This window comes from Plesiomonas sp., assembly GCF_051650925.1.
Lineage (GTDB): Bacteria > Pseudomonadota > Gammaproteobacteria > Enterobacterales > CAMTGL01 > Plesiomonas.
Genome location: NZ_JBOFRH010000179.1, coordinates 1 through 23,951 on the forward strand (window position 1 = coordinate 1; position 23,951 = coordinate 23,951).

22 protein-coding genes and 1 pseudogene are annotated in these 23,951 nt (G+C 45.8%); 11 read left to right on the forward strand and 12 right to left on the reverse strand.

The window, feature by feature from the left end; translation table 11 throughout:
* Both ACRC27_RS04105 and ACRC27_RS04110 read left to right on the forward strand, forming a co-directional pair.
* Window positions 1-330: pseudogene (locus ACRC27_RS04105) on the forward strand (hypothetical protein); the annotation flags it as partial.
* 482 nt (window positions 331-812) lie between these two features.
* The gene (locus ACRC27_RS04110) at window positions 813-1,274 is read left to right on the forward strand and encodes a glycine zipper 2TM domain-containing protein (RefSeq protein ID WP_438622985.1); all 462 of its coding nucleotides are present in this window, start codon (window positions 813-815) and stop codon (window positions 1,272-1,274) included.
* A 116-nt stretch (window positions 1,275-1,390) separates the two neighbouring features.
* On the opposite strand, the gene ACRC27_RS04115 is transcribed toward ACRC27_RS04110, so the two are convergent.
* From ACRC27_RS04115 to ACRC27_RS04165, 11 genes are all read right to left on the reverse strand, one after another.
* Window positions 1,391-2,590 (reverse strand): MalY/PatB family protein, encoded by a 1,200-nt coding sequence (locus ACRC27_RS04115; RefSeq protein WP_438639256.1) that lies wholly within the window; start codon window positions 2,588-2,590, stop codon window positions 1,391-1,393.
* A 207-nt stretch (window positions 2,591-2,797) separates the two neighbouring features.
* Window positions 2,798-2,905, reverse strand: coding sequence for a cytochrome bd-I oxidase subunit CydX (cydX, locus tag ACRC27_RS04120; RefSeq protein WP_438622987.1), 108 nt, complete (start codon window positions 2,903-2,905; stop codon window positions 2,798-2,800).
* Window positions 2,906-2,929: 24 nt separating this feature from the next.
* Window positions 2,930-4,066 carry a cytochrome d ubiquinol oxidase subunit II gene (cydB, locus tag ACRC27_RS04125; protein ID WP_438630885.1) on the reverse strand — a complete coding sequence of 379 codons (1,137 nt, stop codon included), beginning with the start codon at window positions 4,064-4,066 and terminating at the stop codon, window positions 2,930-2,932.
* 14 nt (window positions 4,067-4,080) lie between these two features.
* Complete coding sequence (gene cydA / locus ACRC27_RS04130; protein WP_438622989.1) at window positions 4,081-5,655, reverse strand: cytochrome ubiquinol oxidase subunit I; 1,575 nt, start codon at window positions 5,653-5,655, stop codon at window positions 4,081-4,083.
* 1,004 nt (window positions 5,656-6,659) lie between these two features.
* Entirely contained in the window at window positions 6,660-7,673 is a 1,014-nt protein-coding gene (ruvB, locus tag ACRC27_RS04135) for a Holliday junction branch migration DNA helicase RuvB (protein WP_438622990.1), read from the reverse strand.
* Window positions 7,674-7,762: 89 nt separating this feature from the next.
* Window positions 7,763-8,386, reverse strand: coding sequence for a Holliday junction branch migration protein RuvA (ruvA, locus tag ACRC27_RS04140; protein WP_438622991.1), 624 nt, complete (start codon window positions 8,384-8,386; stop codon window positions 7,763-7,765).
* Between the two features lie 251 nt (window positions 8,387-8,637).
* Entirely contained in the window at window positions 8,638-9,159 is a 522-nt protein-coding gene (ruvC, locus tag ACRC27_RS04145; protein ID WP_438622992.1) for a crossover junction endodeoxyribonuclease RuvC, read from the reverse strand.
* A gap of 3 nt (window positions 9,160-9,162) precedes the next feature.
* Window positions 9,163-9,906 carry a YebC/PmpR family DNA-binding transcriptional regulator gene (locus ACRC27_RS04150; RefSeq protein WP_438622993.1) on the reverse strand — a complete coding sequence of 248 codons (744 nt, stop codon included), beginning with the start codon at window positions 9,904-9,906 and terminating at the stop codon, window positions 9,163-9,165.
* Window positions 9,907-10,130: 224 nt separating this feature from the next.
* Entirely contained in the window at window positions 10,131-10,574 is a 444-nt protein-coding gene (nudB, locus tag ACRC27_RS04155) for a dihydroneopterin triphosphate diphosphatase (RefSeq protein ID WP_438639257.1), read from the reverse strand.
* 2 nt (window positions 10,575-10,576) lie between these two features.
* The gene (aspS, locus tag ACRC27_RS04160) at window positions 10,577-12,346 is read right to left on the reverse strand and encodes an aspartate--tRNA ligase (RefSeq protein ID WP_438622995.1); all 1,770 of its coding nucleotides are present in this window, start codon (window positions 12,344-12,346) and stop codon (window positions 10,577-10,579) included.
* A 369-nt stretch (window positions 12,347-12,715) separates the two neighbouring features.
* Window positions 12,716-13,420 (reverse strand): Bax inhibitor-1/YccA family protein, encoded by a 705-nt coding sequence (locus ACRC27_RS04165; RefSeq protein ID WP_438630881.1) that lies wholly within the window; start codon window positions 13,418-13,420, stop codon window positions 12,716-12,718.
* Between the two features lie 422 nt (window positions 13,421-13,842).
* Between ACRC27_RS04165 and ACRC27_RS04170 the strand changes: the two genes are divergently transcribed.
* The 6 genes from ACRC27_RS04170 (at window position 13,843) to ACRC27_RS04195 (ending at window position 19,690) form a co-directional block, all read left to right on the forward strand.
* Window positions 13,843-14,337, forward strand: coding sequence for a hypothetical protein (locus tag ACRC27_RS04170; protein ID WP_438639258.1), 495 nt, complete (start codon window positions 13,843-13,845; stop codon window positions 14,335-14,337).
* A 23-nt stretch (window positions 14,338-14,360) separates the two neighbouring features.
* Window positions 14,361-16,271 carry an EAL domain-containing protein gene (locus tag ACRC27_RS04175; RefSeq protein WP_438639259.1) on the forward strand — a complete coding sequence of 637 codons (1,911 nt, stop codon included), beginning with the start codon at window positions 14,361-14,363 and terminating at the stop codon, window positions 16,269-16,271.
* A gap of 221 nt (window positions 16,272-16,492) precedes the next feature.
* Entirely contained in the window at window positions 16,493-16,885 is a 393-nt protein-coding gene (locus ACRC27_RS04180; RefSeq protein WP_438623159.1) for an MAPEG family protein, read from the forward strand.
* Window positions 16,886-17,010: 125 nt separating this feature from the next.
* Window positions 17,011-17,751, forward strand: coding sequence for a carboxy-S-adenosyl-L-methionine synthase CmoA (cmoA, locus tag ACRC27_RS04185; RefSeq protein ID WP_438622999.1), 741 nt, complete (start codon window positions 17,011-17,013; stop codon window positions 17,749-17,751).
* Window positions 17,752-17,763: 12 nt separating this feature from the next.
* On the forward strand, window positions 17,764-18,768 hold the full coding sequence (gene cmoB, locus ACRC27_RS04190) for a tRNA 5-methoxyuridine(34)/uridine 5-oxyacetic acid(34) synthase CmoB (protein ID WP_438623000.1): 1,005 nt from the start codon (window positions 17,764-17,766) through the stop codon (window positions 18,766-18,768).
* Window positions 18,769-18,772: 4 nt separating this feature from the next.
* Window positions 18,773-19,690, forward strand: a complete 918-nt coding sequence (locus ACRC27_RS04195; RefSeq protein WP_438639260.1) for a LysR family transcriptional regulator — start codon at window positions 18,773-18,775, stop codon at window positions 19,688-19,690.
* A gap of 177 nt (window positions 19,691-19,867) precedes the next feature.
* Here the strand turns inward: ACRC27_RS04195 and cutC are convergent, their stop codons facing one another.
* A complete protein-coding gene (gene cutC / locus ACRC27_RS04200) occupies window positions 19,868-20,629 on the reverse strand; it encodes a copper homeostasis protein CutC (RefSeq protein WP_438631118.1) in 762 nt (253 codons plus the stop codon).
* Between the two features lie 480 nt (window positions 20,630-21,109).
* Here cutC and ACRC27_RS04205 point away from each other — a divergent pair, with 480 nt between their 5' ends.
* The 3 genes from ACRC27_RS04205 to ACRC27_RS04215 all read left to right on the forward strand — a co-directional run.
* A complete protein-coding gene (locus tag ACRC27_RS04205) occupies window positions 21,110-22,222 on the forward strand; it encodes a pyridoxal-dependent decarboxylase (RefSeq protein ID WP_438639261.1) in 1,113 nt (370 codons plus the stop codon).
* A 264-nt stretch (window positions 22,223-22,486) separates the two neighbouring features.
* Entirely contained in the window at window positions 22,487-22,849 is a 363-nt protein-coding gene (locus tag ACRC27_RS04210; protein ID WP_438639262.1) for a hypothetical protein, read from the forward strand.
* A gap of 164 nt (window positions 22,850-23,013) precedes the next feature.
* A partial coding sequence (locus ACRC27_RS04215; protein ID WP_438639263.1) for an amino acid permease occupies window positions 23,014-23,951 on the forward strand: 938 nt, incomplete at its 3' end.

Below are 23,951 nucleotides of genomic sequence, written 5' to 3' on the forward strand. Positions count from 1 at the left end.
GGCATTGGCGGTGCGGTGATTGGTGGTCTGATTGGCAGTGAAGTCGGTGGTGGTGTCGGGCGTGATATTGCCAGCGCTGCTGGTGCACTGGCGGGTAGCGTGGTGGGTTCAGATGTAGGTAATCGTCTGGATCAGACCGAAGGCTTGGAAATGGTGATCCGTAAAGACAACGGTCAGGAAGTGGTAGTGGTACAGCAAGCGGCTCCTGGCTTTGTGCCGGGTGCGCGCGTTCAGTTGGTCGGTAACGGTGGTCAAGCTACAGTTTCATTGATCGGTGCAGGCTACCCGTATGGCAGCACTTACTCCGCTAATAATGGGTATGCACAATAAACAGCAGAGCGGGTATAACCGCTATATTGTCACTCTGAATGCTGATCCGATTCACATAAAGAAAAGTAACACAAAGACAATTATTCCTTGTGATGTGACAGGGTCAGCTATACTCACAGCGTAGCAGTTGACAACATTCCGTATCTGATAATCGCCCGGTTGTTTTTTTTAGTGTGTTTACCCGTGGTATAACATGGCTAGTTTATTGTTGTTAATCTGTGATAATGGTTGATTATCCGCTGTTTTTTTTGATTAATAGCACGTTTGTTACACTAAGGCAGTGTGCTGTTCTATTACATTTTACCGTTTTCAGTGACAATCTAGTTTCATCATGTATGCAGTATTGGGCGTATGTGGCTGATGTCAGATGTCTGCATAACACCGCAGGCGTAACGGTATCTGAATGGCAGTGTTGCAGGCTTTGGTGATGCGGTTTACAAGCTCTGTGCTTGCAAATAATGGTTATGCTAACGGAGGTTACAATGAACACACGTTTAGGTGCTGTTGCGCTGATGGTAATTGGTTTGGCCGGCTGTGCAAATACAGGCATGTACTCGGGTGATGTGTACAGCGGTTCGCAAGCGAAAACCGTACAAAATGTGCAGTATGGTACGATTGTCTCAGTGCGTCCGGTCAAGATTCAGGCTGAAAGCTCAGGCTTAATTGGCGGTATCGGCGGTGCAGTTGTCGGTGGATTGATCGGTAGCACAATCGGCGGCGGTACAGGGCGCGATATTGCTACGGCAGCCGGTGCAATAGCCGGTGGTGCGGTAGGTAAAAAGGCCGAAGAGGGCATGAACCAGATTGATGGCGCTGAAATGGAGATCCGCAAAGAGAACGGTACATCTGTTGTCGTAGTACAAAAAGCTGATCCGCGTTACCAGCCGGGTGTACGTGTGCGTATGGTCGGTGGCAGCAATGACATGACTGTCTCTGTAATGTAACGGTCGCAAATCATCCATCAGATGAACATCAAAAGCTGTACACCGAACTAACGGGTACAGCTTTTGTTATTTGTGTGGTGTTATCTCTGTACTATCACGCGTCAGTGAACTGCTTGTTATTGTTGTTCGAGCGAAGCCTTCAGTGCGAAAACGGCTCTTTCCATCCGATCAAGTGCCTGATTCAGCAACGCTCGGGTACAGCCAAAATTCAGCCGTACAAAGGCGGCATCACCAAAATCGCCTCCGGCCGATAATCCTATTCCCGCATGTTCAAAAAAACGGTGCGGATTTTGTACCGGCAGGGCAGAACAGTCAATCCACGCCAGATAAGTAGCTTCCGTGTGGGCCATTGTTAAATACGGCATCGCGTTGACTCTCTCTTCGGTGATATCCCGATTAATCCGCAGATAGTCAAGCTGCGCTTCGAGCCATGCATCACCTGCCAGGTAAGCGGCCTCTGCTGCCGTGTAAGCCATAATATCGACCCCCGGCACAATACCAGCACGCGCCTTAATAAACTGTTGGCGCAATTTGTCATTGGGAATAATAGCGATAGAAGCGCCCAATCCGGCAATATTAAAGGTTTTTGATGGTGCCATCAGGGTGATTGAGCGTTGCTCTGCATCGGCATTGAGTGCGGCAATCGGAATATGAGGCTGATTATCCAGCAGCAAATCACAGTGAATTTCATCACTACAGATCAGTAAATTGTGCTGACGCGCAAATTCAGCCTGTGCCAGCAGCTCTTCTCGGCGATAAATAGTACCGCCCGGATTTTGTGGGTTACACAACATCAGCAACTTTTCATTTCCCTGCATTTCATTGGCGATATTGTCTAAGTTCATCACCCAGCGGCCTTGTTGCAGAGTGACAGGGGCCAGAACTTGTTCGATACCCGCAAAGGCTGATGATTTTACAAACGGCGGGTAAATTGGTGAAGGGGAAATACTACGCTGACCTTGGGCAGTAAACGCTCTAACGGCCAGATTTAGGCCACAAACCAGACCCGGCAGGAACACCAACCACTCTGGTTTGATAGCCCAGTCATAGCGAGTTTGCATACGGGCAATAAATGCTTCGGTCAGTACCGATGATGCGCCGTAACCATAACCAAACACACCATGTTCCACCCGCTTATGCAGCGCCTCAATGACCGCAGGAGGAGAGCGAAAATCAGTGTCAGCTACCCACATCGGCAGAATATCTTCACCGGCATATTTGTTCCATTTATCGCTGTCACTGTGGCTACGATCAATGGGGGTATCAAAATTAAACAGTGAGTGTGTATTGTCAATGGAAGGTTCGGGTGATTGCATTTGACAGGCTCTCCTTGCCAGCCCGAAACGGGCATCTCTGATGTTATCCCACACAAATAGGGGGATAGGGTGTTGACGAATCATGTCTTTAAGATAACGAAAATGCAAGGTGTACTGAGAAGAGAAAATGAAGGGAAAGTAAAGAATAAAAAAAGGGCCTTGTTAGGCCCTTCGAATGCGTTGGCAATGCTGCGTTATATCCGCAGATTATGCGTTATCGCGATCCATATTTTCAGTTTGCTCTAACCATAAGGCATTGATAATGCCGAATGAACAGGCTAACAGCACACCGAGAATCCAAGCAAAATACCACATTGTTCTTGTCTCCTAAGGGGCTGATTAATAAGCTGAAGGGTTATCTTCAATATGCTTGGTATCGATACGACCAAACATTTTGTAGTAACACCAGATGGTGTATATCAGAATAATTGGTACAAAAATCACGGCTGCACCGAGCATGATCCCCAGCGTTTTCTGGCTTGATGTTGCATCCCACATGGTCAGACTTTGTGCCGCCATGATGCTTGATGGCATAACAAACGGGAACATAGTGACACCGGCAGTCAGAATAATGCTGGTGATTGCCAGAGATGATGTCAGAAACGCTAAACCGGCACGCTCAAAGTGTGATGCAATGATAGTCAGCAACGGCATAAATACACCTACTGCAGGGATAGCCCACAGAATAGGGAAGTCGTTGAAGTTCTTCATCCAAGCACCAATCTCTACCGCCACCTCTTTATGCAGCGGGTTAGACGGGCCGTTCGGATCAATCACCGAGGTGATGATATAACCCGGAATACCTTTCATCACCCAAACACCTGCCAGTGCAAAGCAGACGGTGGTGATCAGTGCGGTAATTTTTGCCGCAGTACGAGCACGAACATGCAATTCACCCATGGTTTTCATTTGCAACCACGTCGCGCCTTGCATCACGAGCATCATCAGGCTGACAACACCACACAGCAGACCAAACGGGTTCAGCAAGCCGAAGAAACCACCCTGATATTGCAGACGCAGCAGGTTATCAATTTCAAACGGCACACCTTGCAGCAGGTTACCAAAGGCCACACCGAACACCAGTGCAGGTACTGCACCGCCGATGAACAGGCCCCAGTCCCACATGGTGCGCCAGCGGGCATCTTCAATCTTTGAACGGTAGTCAAAACCGATAGGGCGGAAGAACAGCGCAGCAAGTACTAATACCATCGCCACGTAGAAGCCAGAGAAGGCTGCTGCGTAGACCATAGGCCATGCGGCGAACAGTGCACCCCCTGCGGTGATTAACCAGACTTGGTTACCATCCCAGTGTGGTGCAATGGTGTTGATCATCACCCGACGTTCATTGTCTGTTTTACCGATGATCGGTAACAGCGCACCGACACCCATATCAAAGCCGTCAGTGATAGCAAAACCAATCAGCAGTACACCGATCAGCAGCCACCAGGCAAAGCGTAGCAATTCATAATCAATCATGGTTGGCTCCTGAGTTATGCGTTAGTGTCAGTAACAGCGGGTGCACTTTTTTGTTCAAAGTGGTAGCGGCCGGTTTTCAGGCTGCTTGGGCCTAAACGGGCAAATTTGAACATCAGATACATCTCAGCAATCAGGAACAGGGTATACAGACCACAGATCAACAGGAGTGAGAACAACACCTGACCTGAACTGACGGAAGATACCGCTGATGATACCGGCAATATTTCACCGACAGCCCAAGGTTGACGGCCATATTCAGCAACAAACCAGCCCGCTTCAATAGCAATCCATGGCAACGGAATGCCCCACAGTGCCAGTTTCAGCAACCATGGTTTTTGATCAATTTTGTGGCGTGTTGTTTGGATAAAGGCCATGCCGATGATAAACAGCATCAAGAAGCCGACACCTACCATGATCCGGAAGCTAAAGAACAGCGGTGCAACTTTCGGAATAGAGTCTTTCACCGCTTGCTGAACTTGTGCGTCAGTGGCGTTAAAGACATCCGGTGCATACGGTTTTAGCAACAGGCCGTAGCCCAGATCTTTTTTCGCATCATCAAACTGTGCACGCAGCTCAGGGGTATCCTGACCGGAGCGCAGCTTTTGCAGCAGGTCATAAGCAACCATACCGTTACGGATACGCACTTCGTGCTCTTTCATCAGATCTTTCAGACCGATGACAGGCGTATCAATAGAACGGGTGGCAATTAGGCCCAGTGCATAAGGAATGCGGATAGCGTAATCGGTGCGCATCTCTTCCTGATTAGGAATACCAATCAAGGTAAATGCTGCTGGCGGTGCGTGGGTTTCCCACTCTGACTCAATGGCAGCGAGTTTTACTTTCTGCACATCACCCAGCTCATAGCCTGATTCATCACCCAGCACCATAACAGAGAGGATAGATGCCATACCAAAGCTTGCTGCAATAGCAAATGAGCGGCGCGCAAATGGCATATCACGCTTTTTCAGCAGATAGTAAGAGCTGATACCCAGTACAAACATTGCGCCTGTGACATAACCAGCAGCTACAGTGTGAACAAATTTCACCTGTGCGACAGGGTTCATCACCAGATCAGCAAAGCTGACCATTTCCATACGCATGGTTTCAAAGTTGAACTCTGAACCTACTGGGTTTTGCATCCAACCGTTGGCAACCAAGATCCACAGAGCAGACATATTGGTACCAATTGCAGTTAGCCATGTCACCATCAGATGTTGGCGCTTAGACAGGCGATCCCAACCAAAGAAGAACATACCGACAAAGGTAGATTCAAGGAAGAATGCCATCAGCCCTTCAATGGCCAGCGGCGCACCGAAGATATCACCGACATAGTGAGAGTAGTAAGACCAGTTTGTCCCGAATTGGAACTCCATGGTCAGACCGGTAGTAACACCCAGAGCAAAGTTAATAGCAAATAACTTACCCCAGAATTTGGTCATATCTTTGTAGATTTGTTTGTTGGTCATTACATAGACCGACTCCATAATGGCAAGCAAAAATGCCATACCAATCGTGAGCGGAACAAACAAAAAATGGTACATTGCAGTCAGAGCGAACTGCAATCTGGATAGTTCAACAACGTCTAACATCACGACTCCTTGCTTTTTGCAGGAAGACTCCAGCTCTTGATCTTCAATCCTTGACGAAAGATCGTTATCTGTATTTTTGCGTTACAGATAAGCAAAAATACATGAGCCACAGAGGATTCAATTTCTGCGTTCATAAAATGAGCAGGCGCACTTTATGAACGAAGTCATCACATAACAGCAACCTAAATGACAGGGTGACTAAATATTACGCTTCTAATCCCTTACACGGAATAGGTTTTTTAGTGATTCAAGTTATATTTTTTGTTGTCAGGTCAATTACATTTAACAACCTTCAACAGTAAAAATTGATCACGGTCAACACGCGCAGATGATACTCTCATTCAGAAATTGATGCAGCTCAATTCCAGCTAAATTAAAGCAAAATATGTAAACGATTTGTTTTATTTCAGCATGTTAGTCGTAACCTAGATACTTCATTTATTCAATATAGCTTGTTTATCGGGTAAAACATGTAGGTGCATTAAATTATTTATCAATATTAAAACAAATAAATAACAACCTGATTTGAACCGTATATAACCCGAACATGATATTAGTAATTCTAATGATTAAGACTTAAATTTTGTCGTTTCTGTTTTTCCCAACAACTGCATATAATTTGCGCCATCAACAGGGAAATCCATGTTGAAAACCTCTTTTTAATAAAAAAGTTTGAACCTCATCACTTCGGAGCAGATATGCGCACCAATACGCTTAACAAGTTCGTAAACTCTTATAAGAAATTATTCAGCGACTTGTTTATGCTGCACAATAAGTAGTGATTAGCTGAACTTACATGAACCCCGCATTAAATGTGGGGTTTTTCTTTTTGGGGGCAGGGAAAAAGGCATTGCAGTACAATTTGTGAACTCTGACACGATAAAGCGTTAAAATGGCGTAATAATAAAAATAACACCATGGCATAAAGCAGGGCTGCTTTATGCGCATTCAGTAATTTGACCCGTGGTGTATGTGACGGGTGATATTTTGAGCCAGTGTTTTGTTCAGTCTTCTTGAGCGGAAGTTAAGCCGAAATGCTGGTATGCACGTTGAGTGGCAATGCGCCCGCGTGGTGTACGCTGTAAAAAACCTTGTTGGATCAGATAAGGCTCAAGTACATCTTCAATGGTATCACGCTCTTCACCAATGGCTGCGGCAAGGTTATCCAACCCAACAGGGCCACCCATAAATTTATCAATGACTGCCAGCAGTAATTTTCTGTCCATAAAATCGAACCCTTCGACATCTACATCAAGCATATCGAGTGCTCGATTGGCGATATCAAATTCAATAGCACCTGTGCCTTTGACCTCGGCAAAATCACGTACCCTGCGTAATAAACGGTTGGCAATACGTGGAGTGCCCCGTGAACGGCGGGCAATTTCTAATGCGGCAAGAGAGTTCATGGGTAATTCAAGGCAGCGGGCACTACGTTGAACAATCTGGGTTAACTCTTCGGTTTGATAAAACTCAAGGCGCTGCACAATACCAAAACGATCGCGTAGCGGTGAGGTTAGCGAGCCTGCACGCGTGGTTGCACCTATCAGTGTAAACGGGGGCAAATCGAGTTTGATAGAGCGTGCCGCAGGGCCTTCACCAATCATGATATCGAGTTGATAATCTTCCATGGCAGGATAGAGCACCTCTTCGACAGCCGGTGATAGCCGATGGATCTCATCGATAAACAGCACATCATGGGGTTCGAGGTTGGTCAGCATAGCGGCCAGATCTCCGGCCTTTTCCAGCACTGGCCCAGATGTGCTGCGCAGATTGACCCCCATTTCATTGGCGATAATATGGGCAAGCGTCGTTTTACCTAGCCCTGGCGGGCCAAAGATCAGCACATGATCCAGCGCATCTGATCGCATTCTGGCTGCTTGAATGAAAATATCCATTTGAGTACGAACATGCTCTTGTCCGATATATTCATCAAGCAGGCGGGGGCGAATAGCCCGATCAATCACTTCCTCTTCACGAGGGGCACTGACAGGGGAGATCAGACGGTCAGCTTCTATCATCCGGAAACCTTTTATTATCTATCAGCCCCGTGTTAGGGCTGATATCAGCAGTAGAGGGCTATAATGCAAGTGTGCTGTTGATTTGGCAATTACAATGCCGCGCGTAATGCGTTACGGATCAGGGTTTCGCAGTCAGCCTCAGGGGTTGCTATTTTGCTGATCATACGGCTGGCCTCTTGCGGTTTATAACCGAGCGCAACCAGTGCAGATGCGGCTTCTTCTTCGGCATCCGCCTGTTGTACAGCCGCCTGAGAGTGGTGAATTGCCGAGGCAAGCTCATCAGGGGGGGTGAACAAGTCAAAGCTGCCCATCCCTTTAAAGCGATCTTTCATCTCGACGATCAGGCGTTCAGCGGTTTTTTTCCCGACACCCGGTAGTTTAACCAGCGTGGTAATATCCTCACGCTCAACAGCACCAACAAATTGTGCTGCTGACATACCCGACAAAATGGCCAGTGCCAATTTTGGGCCGACACCGTTAGTTTTGAGCAGCTCACGAAACAGCGCACGCTCTTGTTTGTTGTTAAAACCATATAGCAGTTGCGCATCTTCGCGCACAACAAAATGGGTAAACAGGGTAGCCTCTGCACCAATATCGGGCAGATCATAAAAACAGGTCATCGGCATGTTGACCTCATAACCGATACCGCTGACATCGAGAAGAACTTCAGGCGGCTGTTTTTCGACGATAAGCCCACGTAAACGACCAATCACAGATTATCTCCTCGTTGTATGTTGTGCTGCGCATAGATCTGTTTATGCGCGATGTTTATTATCGCATGCAGTACGGTAATTTCTGAGCATAGCATAACGAAAAGGCTGGATAAATATCCAGCCTTTTATCATTTCAGTCTTTTATTATTACAGATACCAAGATCTTGTGATCTTATCGGTATTGCTAATGCTACTGAGGTTATCAATGCAGCTTATGTCATCAGGTGATGTACAAATATCTGCAGACATTTTCAACGAAAACGCCCTTGGGTTATCTGTAATCGAGGGTTCATAATTTTTGCTGCATGCTGACAAATTTGTGCGTGAGTCATAGCAATAGCTAGCGCATCAGCAGCATCTGCCTGCGGATTTCCGGGCAGCTTGAGCATGGTTTTCACCATATGCTGGACTTGTGCTTTATCTGCCGCACCGGTGCCCACTACGGTCTGTTTTACCTGACGAGCGGCATATTCAAAGACAGGAAGACTATTATTGACCGCAGCAACAATGGCCGCGCCGCGTGCTTGCCCCAGTTTGAGTGCCGAATCTGCATTACGAGCCATAAACACCTGCTCAATGGCAAAAACATCAGGGCTAAACTGGGTAATAATTTCACTGACTCCGGCATACACCAGCCGTAAGCGGTTGGGAAGATCATCAACCTGGGTGCGAATACATCCGCTACCGAGGTATTCAAGATGCCGCCCTTGTTGGCGGATCACACCATAACCGGTGATCCGCGAACCAGGGTCAATACCCAAAATAATGGACATCCGTTACAGCTGTTCTGCAACTTCGTCAGAGATATCACCGTTATGGTAAACCTCTTGAACATCGTCACAATCTTCAAGCATATCGATAAGGCGCAGCAGTTTTGGTGCAGTATCAATATCCAGTTCAGCTTTAGTCGAAGGGATCAGCGAAACTTCAGCCATTTCAGCGGTTAAGCCGGCAGCATCTAATGCATCTTTGACTGAACCGAAATCTTCCGGTGCGGTGTAGACATCAATGGTGCTGTCATCATTCACAACCACATCATCAGCGCCCGCTTCCAGTGCCGCTTCCATAACGGTATCTTCATCCAAACCTGCAGGGTAAGAGATCACCCCTTTTTTGGTAAACAGGTAGGATACAGAGCCATCAGTACCCAGATTTCCGCCCGTTTTGGTAAACGCGTGGCGAACTTCAGATACCGTGCGGTTACGGTTATCACTTAGACACTCAACCATGACCGCAGTACCACCTGGGCCGTAACCTTCATAAATGATGGTTTCCATGTTGCTATCATCATCACCCCCGACACCGCGTGCAATCGCACGGTTTACAGTGTCGCGGGTCATGTTGTTAGAGAGTGCTTTATCTACAGCGGCACGCAGACGCGGGTTAATCCCAACATCGCCACCACCCATTTGAGCGGCAACAACCAGCTCACGAATCAATTTAGTGAAAATTTTGCCTCGTTTAGCATCTTGCGCTGCTTTACGGTGCTTAATGTTGGCCCACTTACTATGACCTGCCATAACAATCTCCGCTTTTTAATCTTATTTTGGGGCTATTTCGGTTTTCGCAGTACCGATTTTACAGTACTGATACAGTGTCGAACTACCCGATCTTAGTGTATTGCTGTCTCAGCTATTATCATCTGCTACCCGCTTTGTTATTGATTATAATCGCAATAACTGGGTAGGCTGGGCAAATACCGTGTATTGTACTGCCCAGTTTGCAAGCTTGGCTTAGGCGCGTATTACATTGAAGCGATACAGCACTGTTCAATGGCCTGTTGATTGCTCCATGATTTGGTCAGTTTTGCCGCTTCATGTACATTTAGCCACTGGTAAGCATGGTGCTCAGACAGTACAACCGCGCGTTCTGAAGGCAATGCCAAACAAAACCAGTGCTCTTTATTGCGAGTGACATCTGGCGCATAACGGTGGCGGACATGCTCAAACAGTTCAAATTCAACGGTATGATGCAAATCAGTCAGCGTTAAGTGCTCTGATTGGATATCAATGGCAACCTCTTCTTGTATTTCACGCAGTGCCGTTTGTTGCGGCGATTCATCACCTTCTAGGCTGCCAGTAACCGACTGCCAAAATTGCGGATCATCTTTGCGCTGCAACATAAGCACCCGCTCTGTATTCGGACAGTGGATCACCACTAATACTGATTCCGGGCGCTTAAAGGTCATGCTTATTCCTTTGATGCTTTCACAACGTTGATAGACAACTCTGCCAGTGAAGCCGGATTAGCAAAGCTTGGTGCTTCGGTCATCAAACAGGCTGCTGCCGTTGTTTTCGGGAAGGCGATAACATCACGAATATTATCGGTACCGGTAATCAGCATCACCAAGCGGTCAAGGCCAAAAGCCAGACCTGCATGCGGTGGTGTACCGAATTTCAGCGCATCGAGCAGGAAGCCAAATTTCTCACGCTGCTCGTGTTCATTAATACCCAAGATGCTGAATACGGTCTGCTGCATATCGCTGTTGTAAATACGCACAGAACCGCCACCGACTTCATAGCCGTTAATGACCATGTCATAAGCATTCGCAATGGCAGCGGTAGGATTAGCACTCAGTTCAGCCGGTGTCATATCACGTGGTGATGTGAACGGGTGGTGCATCGCAGCCAGATTACCTTCGTCATCGGCTTCAAACATTGGGAAGTCAATGACCCACAGCGGTGCCCATGCACTCAGATCGGTCAGATTGAAATCTCGGCCCAGTTTGATACGTAGCGCGCCCAACGCATCTGTAACCACGTTCCAGCGGTCTGCGCCGAACAGCAGAATATCGCCGTTTTCTGCGCCACTGCGAGATAAGATCTCTTCAACAATCTCAGCATTCAGGAATTTGGCGACAGGGCTCTGTACACCGTCAAGGCCTGCTGCACGATCGTTGACCTTCATCCACGCCATGCCTTTTGCACCATAAATACCAACAAATTGGGTGTATTCGTCGATAGTTTTACGGCTCATCTGTGCACCTTGCGGAACACGGATCAGGGCTACGCGGCCTTTTGGATCATTGGCCGGGGTAGAGAAGACATTAAATTCAACGTCTTTTAGCAGATCAGCTACATCAACAATTTCTAGCGGGTTACGCAAATCTGGCTTATCAGAACCAAAACGGCGCATCGCCTCTGCCCATGTCATGATAGGGAAAGGGGCAAAATCCACGCCTTTCACTTCTTGCCATAGCTCACGAACTAAACGCTCCATCACTTCACGCACTTGCTCGGCGCTCATGAAAGAGGTTTCAACATCGATTTGGGTGAATTCAGGCTGGCGGTCAGCACGTAAATCTTCATCGCGGAAGCATTTTACGATTTGATAGTAGCGATCAAAACCCGACATCATCAGCAGTTGTTTAAACAACTGTGGTGATTGTGGCAGAGCATAGAATTTACCTTTATGTACACGGCTTGGTACGAGGTAATCACGCGCGCCCTCTGGGGTGGCTTTGGTTAGCATCGGAGTTTCGATATCAAGGAACTGGTTATCATCCATAAAACGGCGCACAAAGCTGGTCACTTTGGCACGCATTTTTAGGCGATCAGCCATTTCTGGACGGCGCAGATCCAAATAACGGAACTTCAGGCGCTGCTCTTCCGTGTTGGTCTGGTTGAAATCGAGGGGCAGTGGCTCTGAACGGTTGATAATGTTCAGCTCTTGGGCAAAAACCTCAATCTCACCGGTAGCCATATCGCGGTTGATTTGGCTATCAGGGCGGGCGCGAACAACACCTTTAATCTGAATGCAGAATTCGTTACGCAATTCAGACGCTTTTGCAAATGCAGCCTGATGGTCTGGATCAAAGAAGACTTGAGTAACACCTTCGCGATCACGCATGTCAATAAAGATCAGGCCGCCTAAGTCTCGGCGACGGTGCACCCAGCCACACAGGGTAACATCTTGCCCTTCGTGGGTGCGATTAAGTTGTCCGCAATATACGGTGCGCATGGTTTACATCCTTTTGGTAAAACAGAGTGCGTCGGGAGTAGTCTGTAACCACCACACGGGGGCTGTTACAGTTGCGATAACGCGTCATATTGCGATACCTGCGAGTTTCTCACCGAGACTCTGCCTGATTATTTTTACCAATACTGAGTTTGCTGAACGCGCATTACTGCGGAGCAAACTGACCGGCCTTGTGATCTTTTACAAAGAGCGGCCTTCGACAAAAGAGCGACATTATAAAGGATAACGGCAGCCCAATAAAACTAAAGCCCCGAGATTAATCGGGGCAAATGTAGGTAATTGTACAAATTTTGTGGCTTTGCATCGGTTACTGACTCTAAGGGAGTGCTAAGCCTACATATTCTGGTGTGATTATCGACGGTTGCCCATGATGCGTAACAGCATCAGGAACAGGTTGATAAAGTCTAAATACAGAGTCAATGCACCCACAATCGCGTACTTACGAAAGTTCTCGTGGTCATCTTCTGAGATCTGTTCACCCAGTATTTTTAGCTTTTGGGTATCGTAGGCGGTTAAGCCAACAAACAGTACCACACCAATATAGGTAATAACCCACATCAAGGTGTCACTTTTTAGCCACATGTTGACCAGTGAAGCAAGAACTACACCAATTAATGCCATAAACAACATGTTACCCATGCCGCTTAAATCACGTTTTGTGGTGTAACCGTACAGGCTCATTGCGCCAAACATACCCGCAGTGACAACAAATGTTGCTGCAATGGAACTGGCGGTATAAGCGATAAAAATGCTGGAAAGGGTTAATCCTGTTAGGGCGGAGTAGAGCATAAACAGGCTCGTTGCCATTGTTCCACTCAGCCGTTGCAACATACCCGATAGCACAAACACCAGTGCTAACTGTGCGATAATTAAACCAAAAAAGGTAATTTTACTGGAAAAAATGAAGTTGATAACAGCGGGCGTACTGGCGGCATACCACGCGACAAACGCAGTAAGCAACAGGCCGCAAGTCATCCAGCCATACACTTGTGACAGGTAGGCCTGTACACGAGTACCTGTTCGTTCAGCGAACACATTGTTTGAACGTGGGTTCATAATTGACGACCTTTTGCGTTAATTCGAGTTAGTGATCTTAATAGTATCGGTATTGTAGGTACTGATGACGGCTGATTATGTAATAAACTGTGATGTAATAAGCCCTATGATAAAACCAATAATCAAAGGCTTGCTATAGACGCTTTAGGATGACATTGCACTAACGTTATTCTGAAATTAGCAAGTTATGCCGTTTATTCAAGCTTAATTATACGCCTGAGTCTGACCGCATTGTTTCTATTTATGTCTTTTTTGCCTAGAATTACCCATTGGTTATTTCTGCTTTATGTTTTCCAATGGGCAATACTGCCTTTTTATCGAGATAAAGAGAGTTAGGTACAAGCATGATTTTGTTAAATCAGCCAACATATCGGCAGGTATTTGCGCGTTTAAGACCGGTACGTTTTATGTCTGGAGTGTGCGTGCTAACTTTTTTAGCGTTGTTGGGCTGCTTTTCCAGTTATGCACACTCTGCAGTGACGACTCCGGCTGCACCGGAAAAAAGCGGAAAAACAGTATTAACATTAACAAATGGCCGTACAGCACCCTTGATGCTGTCAATCGAGCAGCTAAATGCGCTGCCTCAGCATGACATTACCACCTCAACCCCGTGGCATACACAAGCGAGAACATTCAGTGGGCCGAGTCTGACCGATGTATTAGCGTTGGGTGATATTGAGTCAGATCGGATAGAGATTGGTTCAATAAATGGTTACCAAATTACACTGTCATCTGCTGAATTAGCACCTTATGATCCAATCCTTGCTACACATGTTGATGGTGAAGAGATGCGGATCCGTGATAACGGCCCTATCTGGTTAATCTTGCCACTTGATCAATATCCGAGCTTACACAACTCGGCATTTTATGCTCAAATGGCTTGGCAAATCAGAAGTATTAACGCGGTTAAGGATTGACTGCTGACATGATGAGGGTTGGGATGACCTGGCTAAAAAAGTGCAATAAATGGCTAACGATCACCGGTGGGTTATTTGTGATCAGCGCTGTTTTTTCATTGGTGCTGTTTGGCATGGGGGTCGGTTCCCTAAAAGTGACGCACTCAAACAGCTCATGGGCACTGATGCAGTTGCAAATGGAGCAGCAAAAAATAGAGTCGGCGCTCAAACTGTATCAGGCCGGATTGGTTGATATGGATGAGATGTATCTGCGTTATGAGCTGATGTGGAGCCGATTCCCTGTGTTGCTCGAAGGTGAAGAGGCTGTCGCTATTGATCAGGTTTTGGGTGCTGATACACTGCTTCGACAGTACTTTAATGATTTTAAATCACTTGAGCCTTTGTTTAATCAGCGAAATATCTCAGACCAAGATATTGCTACTATTAAACGTAAAATTGCACAAAATAGCAGTGATTTAGACCGTTTAATCAACCAGTTTTTCCATGAGTATCGCTATTATCAGCTAACTGGAGATGACAGCACTGTACTGGCAAGTCATCTACTCGGGATATCGCTGTTGATATCGTTATTTTTTGCCTTACTCTGCTTTTTTCTCTTCTACCGTCAAACCCGCCGATTAGAGCAACAAAATCATCAAGATACCCTGACAGGGTTACCGATGCGTGATCAGCTATTTACAGCCCTACAGACCACCAATTACGATAAACATCGTGTCGGGTTGATGCTGTTTGATCTGGAATTTTTCCGGATGATAAACAGTGTTTCTGGTTTTGATGTTGGGGATAATGTCTTACGGGTGATGACTCAAAGTTTACAGGATGTCAAACCCGCCGGAAGCCAGCTATTTCGTACCGGTGATGATCAATTTGCCCTGTTATTGAGTGTGAATAAAGATACCGATTTGCAGCCTATTGCAGAGCGGCTTAAAACCAAGCTGCATTCACTGAGTCACGATTTACCACAGCGCACTTCCGTGTTGTTTTGTTGCGGGGCGGCAGTGAGTAATAAGCAGCGTCAGCAAGATACCTTGCTTAAGTGTGCAGAGTTAGCATTGGCCGATGCACAGCAGCAGCATCGAACAGGTATCGTCACTTTTTCACGCCCGCTATTGGCACACAAGGCTGAACGCTTGCGCACGTTATCTGAAATGCTGCGTCAAGATCTTGAGCAGCAGGTGCTCAATCTGCATTTTCAGCCGGTGCTTGATTGCACTGGGCACGAGGTCAGGCTGATTGAAGTTAACCCGCGTTGGTATCATCCGCGATTTGGTCAGGTCAGCACCCGTGAGCTATGGCAGTTGGCTGAAAGTAATTCGCTGACACAGACATTGAGTTGCTGGATGCTCGAAAAAAGCTGCCAACAACTGCATCAGTGGCATATTGATTTCCCTGAACGAAAGCTGGGCTTGTGCATACCGATAAGCCACTATTTGTTGCACCCTGAATTACCAACACTGATTCGTTCATTGTTAGCACGCTATCAGTTGCCTTCACATTGCTTGACTCTGCAAATTGACGGTGAAAACCCCAGTGATACGATGACATCGGTACTGTTTAATTTGCATACTATGGGGGTGAAACTGGCGCTGGGTGGGTTTGGCCGAAATCCAGCATCATTGGTGGCGTTTCAGCGGATATCACTTGATTACATCAAAATTGACTGTGCTTTATATACTGATTTAACCCGTAACCGTAAGCAGCAAATTTTAGTCCGTGGTATTTTGCAAATCGCCCGCAGATTAAATATTAAAGTGATTTTTGATCAAATTAATACGCAAAAACAGTTTATTGCGATGGGCCGAATGTTGTCATCAAACTGGTTACAAGGCGATCACTTTTGCCGTGCGTTACCGGCAGAGGGCATTAATATGTTTATTCTAAATCACCCGTTTTTAGACGCTGAACTTTCGCTGAGTTGTGCCTCCTCTACCTAAAATAGGGTATTGATAGGCGTATAAAAATCAAACGAGGTTATGTCATCTGCTAGAATTTTAGTATAGTAAGCAGCGGTGTATTTATCACACAAAGTTATGATGACATGATAAATATAGAAATTTACCAATAAAAATGTGAACAATACGTACGCGGTGAAGATGACAACTTGATTTATTAATGTGTCATGCTGGCAGTATTGTTTGTTGCGGAGTAGATGACGATGGTTAGCGCCCTTTATGCGGTGCTCGGCGCGCTGTTATTGATCAAGTTTTCTCTTGATGTAGTGAAGTTGCGTTTTCAATATAAAGTATCTTTTGGTGATGGCGGATTTTACCAGCTACAAACTGCCATTCGTATTCACGGTAATGCGGTTGAGTATATCCCCATTGGGATCTTACTGCTGATCGTGATGGAGATGAATGGCGCGGAAACTTGGTTGTTGCATTTTACCGGATTGATGCTAATTGTTGGCCGTTTATTGCACTATTTTGGTATGCATGAGCGTGAGTTCCGCTGGCGACGTGCTGGCATGGGGGCGACCTATGCGGCGCTGATTTTAATGATCATCGGTAACCTGTATTATATTCCGTGGTCACAGATTTTTTATCTGTAATGATGCGATATATGATTACCGCTACGGCCTGTAGCGGTAAGATACAAGACAGTTCTGCTTCTATCCTCTAGAATACCCTGTTTTTTTATTATCTTCCTATTCACTCAGGTCACTCAGGTTTCGCTATGTCTAGCCGCGATACTCTCTTTTCTGCCCCAATCGCCCAATTAGGTGATTTTTCTTTTGATGATCGTGTTGCGGATGTTTTCCCTGACATGATTAAGCGCTCCGTTCCCGGTTACAGCAATATCATTGCAACTATCGGTATGCTGGCTGCGCGCTTTATCCAGCCAAATACGCAGGCCTTTGATCTTGGTTGTTCGTTAGGGGCAGCAACGCTGTCAATGCGACGAAATATCGATGTCGAAGGCGTGCGTGTGATTGCGGTTGATAACTCTGCAGCGATGATTGAGCGCTGTAAACGCCATATTGACACATTTCGTTCAGAGACACCGGTAGAGGTGATTGAGGGCGATATTCGTGATGTGGCGATTGAGAATGCCTCAATGGTTGTACTGAATTTTACGCTGCAATTTTTACACCCTGATGATCGGCAGGCGCTGCTGAATAAAATTTATGCCGGCTTGCGCCCCGGTGGGGCATTAGTGCTTTCTGAGAAGTTTTCGTTTGCTGATAGGGCCATTGGTGAACACTTATTTGATATGCATTTAGATTTTAAACGTGCCAATGGCTACAGTGAGTTAGAGATCAGTCAAAAGCGCAGCGCGCTTGAGAATGTGATGTTGACTGATACGGTAGAGATGCATAAGCAGCGTTTAGCCAGTGCAGGGTTTGAGCATGCTGAGGTGTGGTATCAGTGCTTTAATTTTGGTTCTATGTTGGCGATAAAATCAGAAAATGCATAAGAGAGCAGCCCGATGATTGAGTTTAACCATTTTTATGCACTGATTGCGAAAACGCCACTGGCGCACTGGCTAGAAACATTGCCTGCGCAGTTGGCGGTTTGGCAAAAAGAGAACCAAAACAGCCAGTTTAAGCGTTGGGAAAAGTCGGTCAATTTTTTGCCCGATATGCCGGCTTCATCGGTTAATTTGACTTCTGCCGTTGCGGTAGGAGATGGCGAGAGCATTTCTGACGGTGAGCGCCAGCGGATCACCTATTTGTTGCAGGGGCTAATGCCGTGGCGCAAAGGGCCGTATGATTTACACGGTATTCATCTTGATACCGAATGGCGCTCAGACTGGAAGTGGGATCGGGTTCTGCCCCACATCACTCCACTGGCCGGCCGTACGGTATTGGATGTGGGCTGTGGCAGTGGCTACCATATGTGGCGTATGGTTGGCGAAGGTGCGACATGTGTGGTGGGGATTGACCCAACACCGCTGTTTTTATGCCAGTTTGAAGCGGTACGTAAGTTATTAGGCAATGATCAGCGAGCCAATTTGATCCCTCTGGGGATTGAGCAACTGCCTGAGCTGAAAACGTTTGATACGGTATTTTCAATGGGGGTGTTGTATCACCGCCGTTCGCCGTTAGACCACCTGTTGCAATTAAAAGCACAATTACAGCCGGAAGGTGAGTTGGTGCTAGAAACGCTGGTGGTTCCGGGGGATGAGAATACGGTGCTGGTGCCGGGTGAGCGCTACGCGAAGATGCGTAATGTCTATTTTATTCCGTCGGCTGCTGCACTGGTGAAGTGGCTTGAAAAGTCAGGGTTTATTGATGTGCGGGTTGTGGATGTTGAAATGACATCGCTCGACGAACAGCGCCGAACGGAGTGGATGGTTACGGAATCGCTGGCTGATTTTTTAGATCCGATTGATCCGAGTAAAACGGTGGAGGGCTATCCTGCACCGTGCCGCGCGGTGATTGTTGCACGTAATAAGTGTGTACAGCAAGGGCCTAGCAACCTTAAGGATTAAGTGGATGTCAGTACTATCACGGCCAAAAACAACTCTTGAACAGTGGCGGATGTTTCAGGCCGTGGTAGATCACGGTGGTTATGCTCAAGCGGCTGAAAAGCTTAACAAAAGCCAGTCTTCGCTGAACCATGCAGTGTCAAAATTGCAAGAGATGCTAGGCGTACAGTTATTAGAGGTACGCGGCCGTAAGGCATTTTTAACCGATGCGGGTCGGGTTATTTTGCACCGCAGTCGCCAGTTGACGGGGCATGCGCTGGCAGTTGAAGAGCTGGCAGCAAATTTGGATCAAGGCTGGGAAGCGGAGATCCGCATTGCCATTGAGTCAATCTATCCACGTCAGCCACTGCTCGATGCAATTACACAGTTTTATCCGCAAAGTCGTGGCAGCCGGCTGATTATTAAAGATACTATTCTGACCGCTACACAAGAGGCTATTCGTGATGGCTGGGATCTGGTTATCACACCACATGTTCCTTCCGGTTTTTTGGGCGAGCCGTTATGCAGTATTTCGCTGCATCCGTATTGTCACCCTGAGCATGCGCTGGCTGAATTTACCGTATTAAATGAACAGGATTTGGTTGGGCATTTGCAGATTGTAATTATGGATAATGCGCTACAGCCGACGATGGAGATAGGCTGGTTGAAAGCGGGTCAACGCTGGAGTGTTAGCCATTTTTATGAGGCAAAAAATTTGCTGTTGTCCAATATGGGATTTGCATGGTTGCCTGATCATATTGCTGAGCCGGAATTTCAGCAGGGGTTATTACACCGTTTACCGGTACAGTTTGGCGGTGAGCGCCGTTTAACCGCTCAGTTATTGTTGCCTCGTGGTGAGCAGACCGGACCTGGGGCAAAAACATTGGCAAATTTGATGATTCAGGCTGATCGGGCACGAATGTTAGCTGTTTTTCAGAATCAGTAAAACCGTTGGCCGTTGTAGCCGATGCGACTCGGTAGCTCTTAGATATAATTTAGATATAACAATGATAGCCAGACCGTATCTTGCTACAAGTTAGCGCACAATAACGGCAATATGTAGGCAGTGTGATACAGTCTGGATTGTAGCAATATAACAATATCTATACGGAGAATGTACCCGTTACGGCATTATCGCTGATAAACGGGCTTTCATCTGGCTGACGGCATCTGGGTCAACTTCAACACGTGCAAATTCATCGGCTCCGCTATCACGGCTCATGTTTACTCCGGGCTGGTGGTAGCGCATGGGTGAAGGTACAGAGTGAGATGCCGAGGAGTGAATTTCGTGCGCACCGGCTTGAATAAAGGTCTGCATATTACCGAGTCTGATTCCTGAACCGGGCAGAATAATAGGCCCGTGTGTATTGGCAGTTTTAGCCCACAGAGTTTGCAGCAACGGTAAACCAAGTTCAGCGGTATCACGCTGGCCTGAGGTAAGAATACGGCTAACACCCAAATCTGTGAGTTGTTGTAACATCAGCATCGGATCTGCGCACATATCAAATGCGCGGTGAAAGGTAATTTCCATTGTGCCAGCTAAACCAAGCAGGGTTTGCATCCGCGCACTGTCTAATCCACCATTTTCATTTAGCATACCCAGTACCACTCCCGGATAGCCGAGTTCGCGCATCAGCGATAAGTCGGACTTCATCTCTTCAAACTCTTGCTGACTATAACAAAAGTCACCACCTCGCGGGCGTAAGATCGGGAATACAGGAATAGTTAGCTGATCTCGAGCACTAATCAGTGAACCGTATGCAGGGGTAGTACCTCCTTCTAAGCGGCCAGCACACAGCTCAACTCTGTCGGCTCCGGCTTTTTCTGCCCGTAACGCACAACTGACACTGTAGCAACTGATCTCTAATACACGGCGCATCGGCATAATCGATTTTCCTGTTTGATTTTTTCTCAGGGTAGCAGTGTTTTTATTTTGAATCTTAATCAGCATGGCAAGACGTGATCAGTGTTCACATTCTGAATATCACGTTGTTAATGCAGAACTATTTCCATTTCTTTTGTATTGAGTCGTATAGGAATAGTGACGTTGTTTGTTGCTAAGAAGATAGGCCGTGTTATTAACGTGTTTTGAATATAAAGATGATATTGCTGGATATAAATTCTGGCACAGAGTATGGCGATATACACAGAGCTAATACTATCTATGTAAAAAAAATTGCCTTTCCGGTATCCGGTTACGGTGTATGTCAAAGTACGTCTGCCTCATTGATCTGTAAATTCTCTCGCCGTACATTAAATTCATCGGGTTACGTGAATGCATATGCAATCAAAGCCTGCTTCAGCGTTTAATAAGTCACTATATCTGCCTTGTTAATCTTTTCCGTGATACAGAAGGATATTGAAAATGAAATCTTATGAAGCGAACTGGGATGATAAAGGTCATATTCACAATGATGCAAAAGCATGGGCAAAATATCGTCAAGATATGCTGGCTGCATTTCCATCACCTTTTGGTGATGAGCAAGACGGGCTTGCAACTGCTATCGGGCATGCTGTTAAAAAATTAAATCAACTGCGCCCGCAAAAAAATGGACCTGCTTATTTGGGTGATAATCCGGCATTAACTATTGACTTTGCAAAAGTCAAAGATGTGTCAATGGCGGATAAAATGAGTACAACAGAAAAAGTGATTAATGAAACGACACAGTTATTTGAAGGGCTACCAAACTGGGGTCATCCATTAACCATGTGTAATGTGATTCCACAAGCTAACTCTGCCTCTATCATTGCGGCTGTATTATCAGAGATATTCTCACCTAATATTTTAGAGGGTGAATATTCATGGAATGTACATCGTGCTGAATTAGAGAGTGCGGGAATGCTCGGTAACTTAATTGGCTGGAATCCGCTCAATACCGGTTGTATTTATACGTATGGTGGTTCAGGTTGTTGGACTTATCATGTCAAATATGCGTTAACACGAGTATTGCCTGATTCACGTAACTCAGGTGTACGTACAGATGCTAAAGTTATTTGTTCTCAACAGGCTCATTACACTATGCTCAACAGTACTGACTGGATGGGCTTGGGTATGGATAATATTATTAAAGTCCGTACTGATCCTTTAACGAATGCCATGGATGTGGTGCATCTAGAAGAGATCCTTAAAGACCTGAATGAGAAAAAAATACCTGTGGCATCTGTCGTGTGTACCATGGGGACTACCGACGCAAATGCATTCGATCCGGTCGAGAAAGTCAGAAAACTGTTGGATCAATATCCAAATGCTCAACCTTATGGTAAAGCTCTACTGTATTGTGATGCGGTAGTGTGCTGGTCATGGCTGACGTTCAAAAAGTATGATTTTGATAAAAATCCGCTTCAGTTTAGCGATGAAATTCTTCCTTATATTAAACGTAATTATAAATCACTCGAAGGCATGAAATATGCCGATGCGGTGGGTATCGATTTCCATAAAGCGGGTTGGTCTCCTTATGCGAGCAGTTGTTTTGTCTAACAAAACAGTGATGAATTTGAAACATTATTAAAACGTCCGGGTTCTGCATATTTACAACCTCGTTCACCGTATAATCCACTGGATTACACATTAGAAGTTTCACGTGCTGCTACCGGTGCACTGGCTGGGTGGGCAACATTAAAATTCTTCGGCTATGAAGGCTTTCACGCTATTCTTGGTGGGATCTTAGAAAATCAGTTCTATTTCCGTGAGATTTTACACGAAAACGCCAATACAGTTTGTACCAATGCGGATGATTTTGGTTTGGTTACCTTGTTCCGTGTTTATTCTAAAGATGTATTAGCACATGAGCAATATCAGCGCGAATTGTCAGATGTTAACTATAAAGATCAATTGATAGCAAATAACAAACTAACGCTTGATGTGGGTAATAAACTCTATGCGTGGTATCGTGGTGGTAAAAAAATTAATGGACAGTATACACCGTATTTGAGCTTTAGTACTGGTTTTAGAACTGCTGAGTATAATCGCGATGGTAAAGATAAAGATGCATATATCTTCGCATTAAAAGCATTTCCAATGAATGTATATATTACACCAGAAGTAATGCAACATGTGGTTGACTGTGTCATTGCTGCTCGTGATGAAGTTATTAGTGAAAAATAATCGCTAAATATCGTATTTAATTGATTTAAGTGGTGGCTGTGTTATCAAGTTGAGTCCTCATTGTCTTGGTGATGTAGTTGCCACTTTTTTATTACTTCGCTTTATGGCTTTTTTATAATGATAAGTTGATTTTAATATCTTGTTAAACAAGATAAGGATGAGTTATGTCTGGCAGTGTCAGTACAAAAAAATCCGCAAGTGCAAGTACAGTGGCTAAAGCAACCGTAGCTAAAATAAGTGTCGCGACCTTGGCAATTATGAATATTACCACAGTCGTCAGTTTACGGGGGCTTCCTGCTGAAGCAGAGTATGGTATTACTTCTGCATTTTATTATATCTTTGCAGCACTTTTTTTCTTAATCCCTGTGGCATTAGTGGCGGCAGAGTTGGCTACTGGGTGGCCACAGAAAGGGGGTGTTTTCCGGTGGATAGGTCAGGCATTTGGTCACCGCTGGGGGTTTGTTGCTATTTATTTGCAATGGGTGGCAACCACTATTTGGTTTCCTACTGTGCTTATTTTTGCCGCAGTTTCACTGGCTTTCATTGGGCCTCATCAGAGTGCTGATGCGGCCTTGGCAGGAAATCGGTTGTATACTGTGGGGATTGTGTTAGCCGTATATTGGCTGGCAACGGCAGTAACACTGCGCGGTATTAAATCTTCTGCAAAAGTGGCAACTCTCGGGGGGCTTATTGGTACTATTATTCCTGCCTGTATTTTGATGGTGCTCACGCTGATTTATGTCTGCACAGGTAACCCCATTCATTTTACGGCATCAGGGGCTGACTTTTTCCCAGATTTGTCTAACTTTAATAATCTAGTGCTGGCAGCAAGTATTTTCCTGTTTTTTGGCGGAATGGAAATTAATGCGGTACACGTTGTTGAAGTAGAAAACCCATCTAAAAATTATCCGATTGCTATTATAACCGCAGCAGCACTAACCGTATTGATTTTTATTTTTGGCACATTGTGTATTGCTACATTAATACCAAAATCACAAATTAACTTAGTGCAAAGTTTGCTGGTTGCGTATGATGCTTTATTTGCCCACTTTGGATTAAGTTGGTTAGGTGAGTTAACTGCAGCTGCATTAGCATTTGGGGT

What these genes read in the sequence shown, in the direction of transcription:
- ACRC27_RS04110 (WP_438622985.1), top strand. Translation starts at nt 813, where the DNA reads ATGAACACACGTTTAGGTGCTGTTGCGCTGATGGTAATTGGTTTGGCC.
- ACRC27_RS04115 (WP_438639256.1), bottom strand. Translation starts at nt 2,590, where the DNA reads ATGCAATCACCCGAACCTTCCATTGACAATACACACTCACTGTTTAAT.
- ruvB (WP_438622990.1), bottom strand. Translation starts at nt 7,673, where the DNA reads ATGATAGAAGCTGACCGTCTGATCTCCCCTGTCAGTGCCCCTCGTGAA.
- ACRC27_RS04165 (WP_438630881.1), bottom strand. Translation starts at nt 13,420, where the DNA reads ATGAACCCACGTTCAAACAATGTGTTCGCTGAACGAACAGGTACTCGT.
- cmoA (WP_438622999.1), top strand. Translation starts at nt 17,011, where the DNA reads ATGTCTAGCCGCGATACTCTCTTTTCTGCCCCAATCGCCCAATTAGGT.
- cydX (WP_438622987.1), bottom strand. Translation starts at nt 2,905, where the DNA reads ATGTGGTATTTTGCTTGGATTCTCGGTGTGCTGTTAGCCTGTTCATTC.
- ACRC27_RS04175 (WP_438639259.1), top strand. Translation starts at nt 14,361, where the DNA reads ATGACCTGGCTAAAAAAGTGCAATAAATGGCTAACGATCACCGGTGGG.
- ACRC27_RS04195 (WP_438639260.1), top strand. Translation starts at nt 18,773, where the DNA reads ATGTCAGTACTATCACGGCCAAAAACAACTCTTGAACAGTGGCGGATG.
- cydA (WP_438622989.1), bottom strand. Translation starts at nt 5,655, where the DNA reads ATGTTAGACGTTGTTGAACTATCCAGATTGCAGTTCGCTCTGACTGCA.
- aspS (WP_438622995.1), bottom strand. Translation starts at nt 12,346, where the DNA reads ATGCGCACCGTATATTGCGGACAACTTAATCGCACCCACGAAGGGCAA.
- ruvC (WP_438622992.1), bottom strand. Translation starts at nt 9,159, where the DNA reads ATGTCCATTATTTTGGGTATTGACCCTGGTTCGCGGATCACCGGTTAT.
- cmoB (WP_438623000.1), top strand. Translation starts at nt 17,764, where the DNA reads ATGATTGAGTTTAACCATTTTTATGCACTGATTGCGAAAACGCCACTG.
- nudB (WP_438639257.1), bottom strand. Translation starts at nt 10,574, where the DNA reads ATGACCTTTAAGCGCCCGGAATCAGTATTAGTGGTGATCCACTGTCCG.
- ACRC27_RS04180 (WP_438623159.1), top strand. Translation starts at nt 16,493, where the DNA reads ATGGTTAGCGCCCTTTATGCGGTGCTCGGCGCGCTGTTATTGATCAAG.
- ACRC27_RS04150 (WP_438622993.1), bottom strand. Translation starts at nt 9,906, where the DNA reads ATGGCAGGTCATAGTAAGTGGGCCAACATTAAGCACCGTAAAGCAGCG.
- cydB (WP_438630885.1), bottom strand. Translation starts at nt 4,066, where the DNA reads ATGATTGATTATGAATTGCTACGCTTTGCCTGGTGGCTGCTGATCGGT.
- ACRC27_RS04205 (WP_438639261.1), top strand. Translation starts at nt 21,110, where the DNA reads ATGAAATCTTATGAAGCGAACTGGGATGATAAAGGTCATATTCACAAT.
- cutC (WP_438631118.1), bottom strand. Translation starts at nt 20,629, where the DNA reads ATGCCGATGCGCCGTGTATTAGAGATCAGTTGCTACAGTGTCAGTTGT.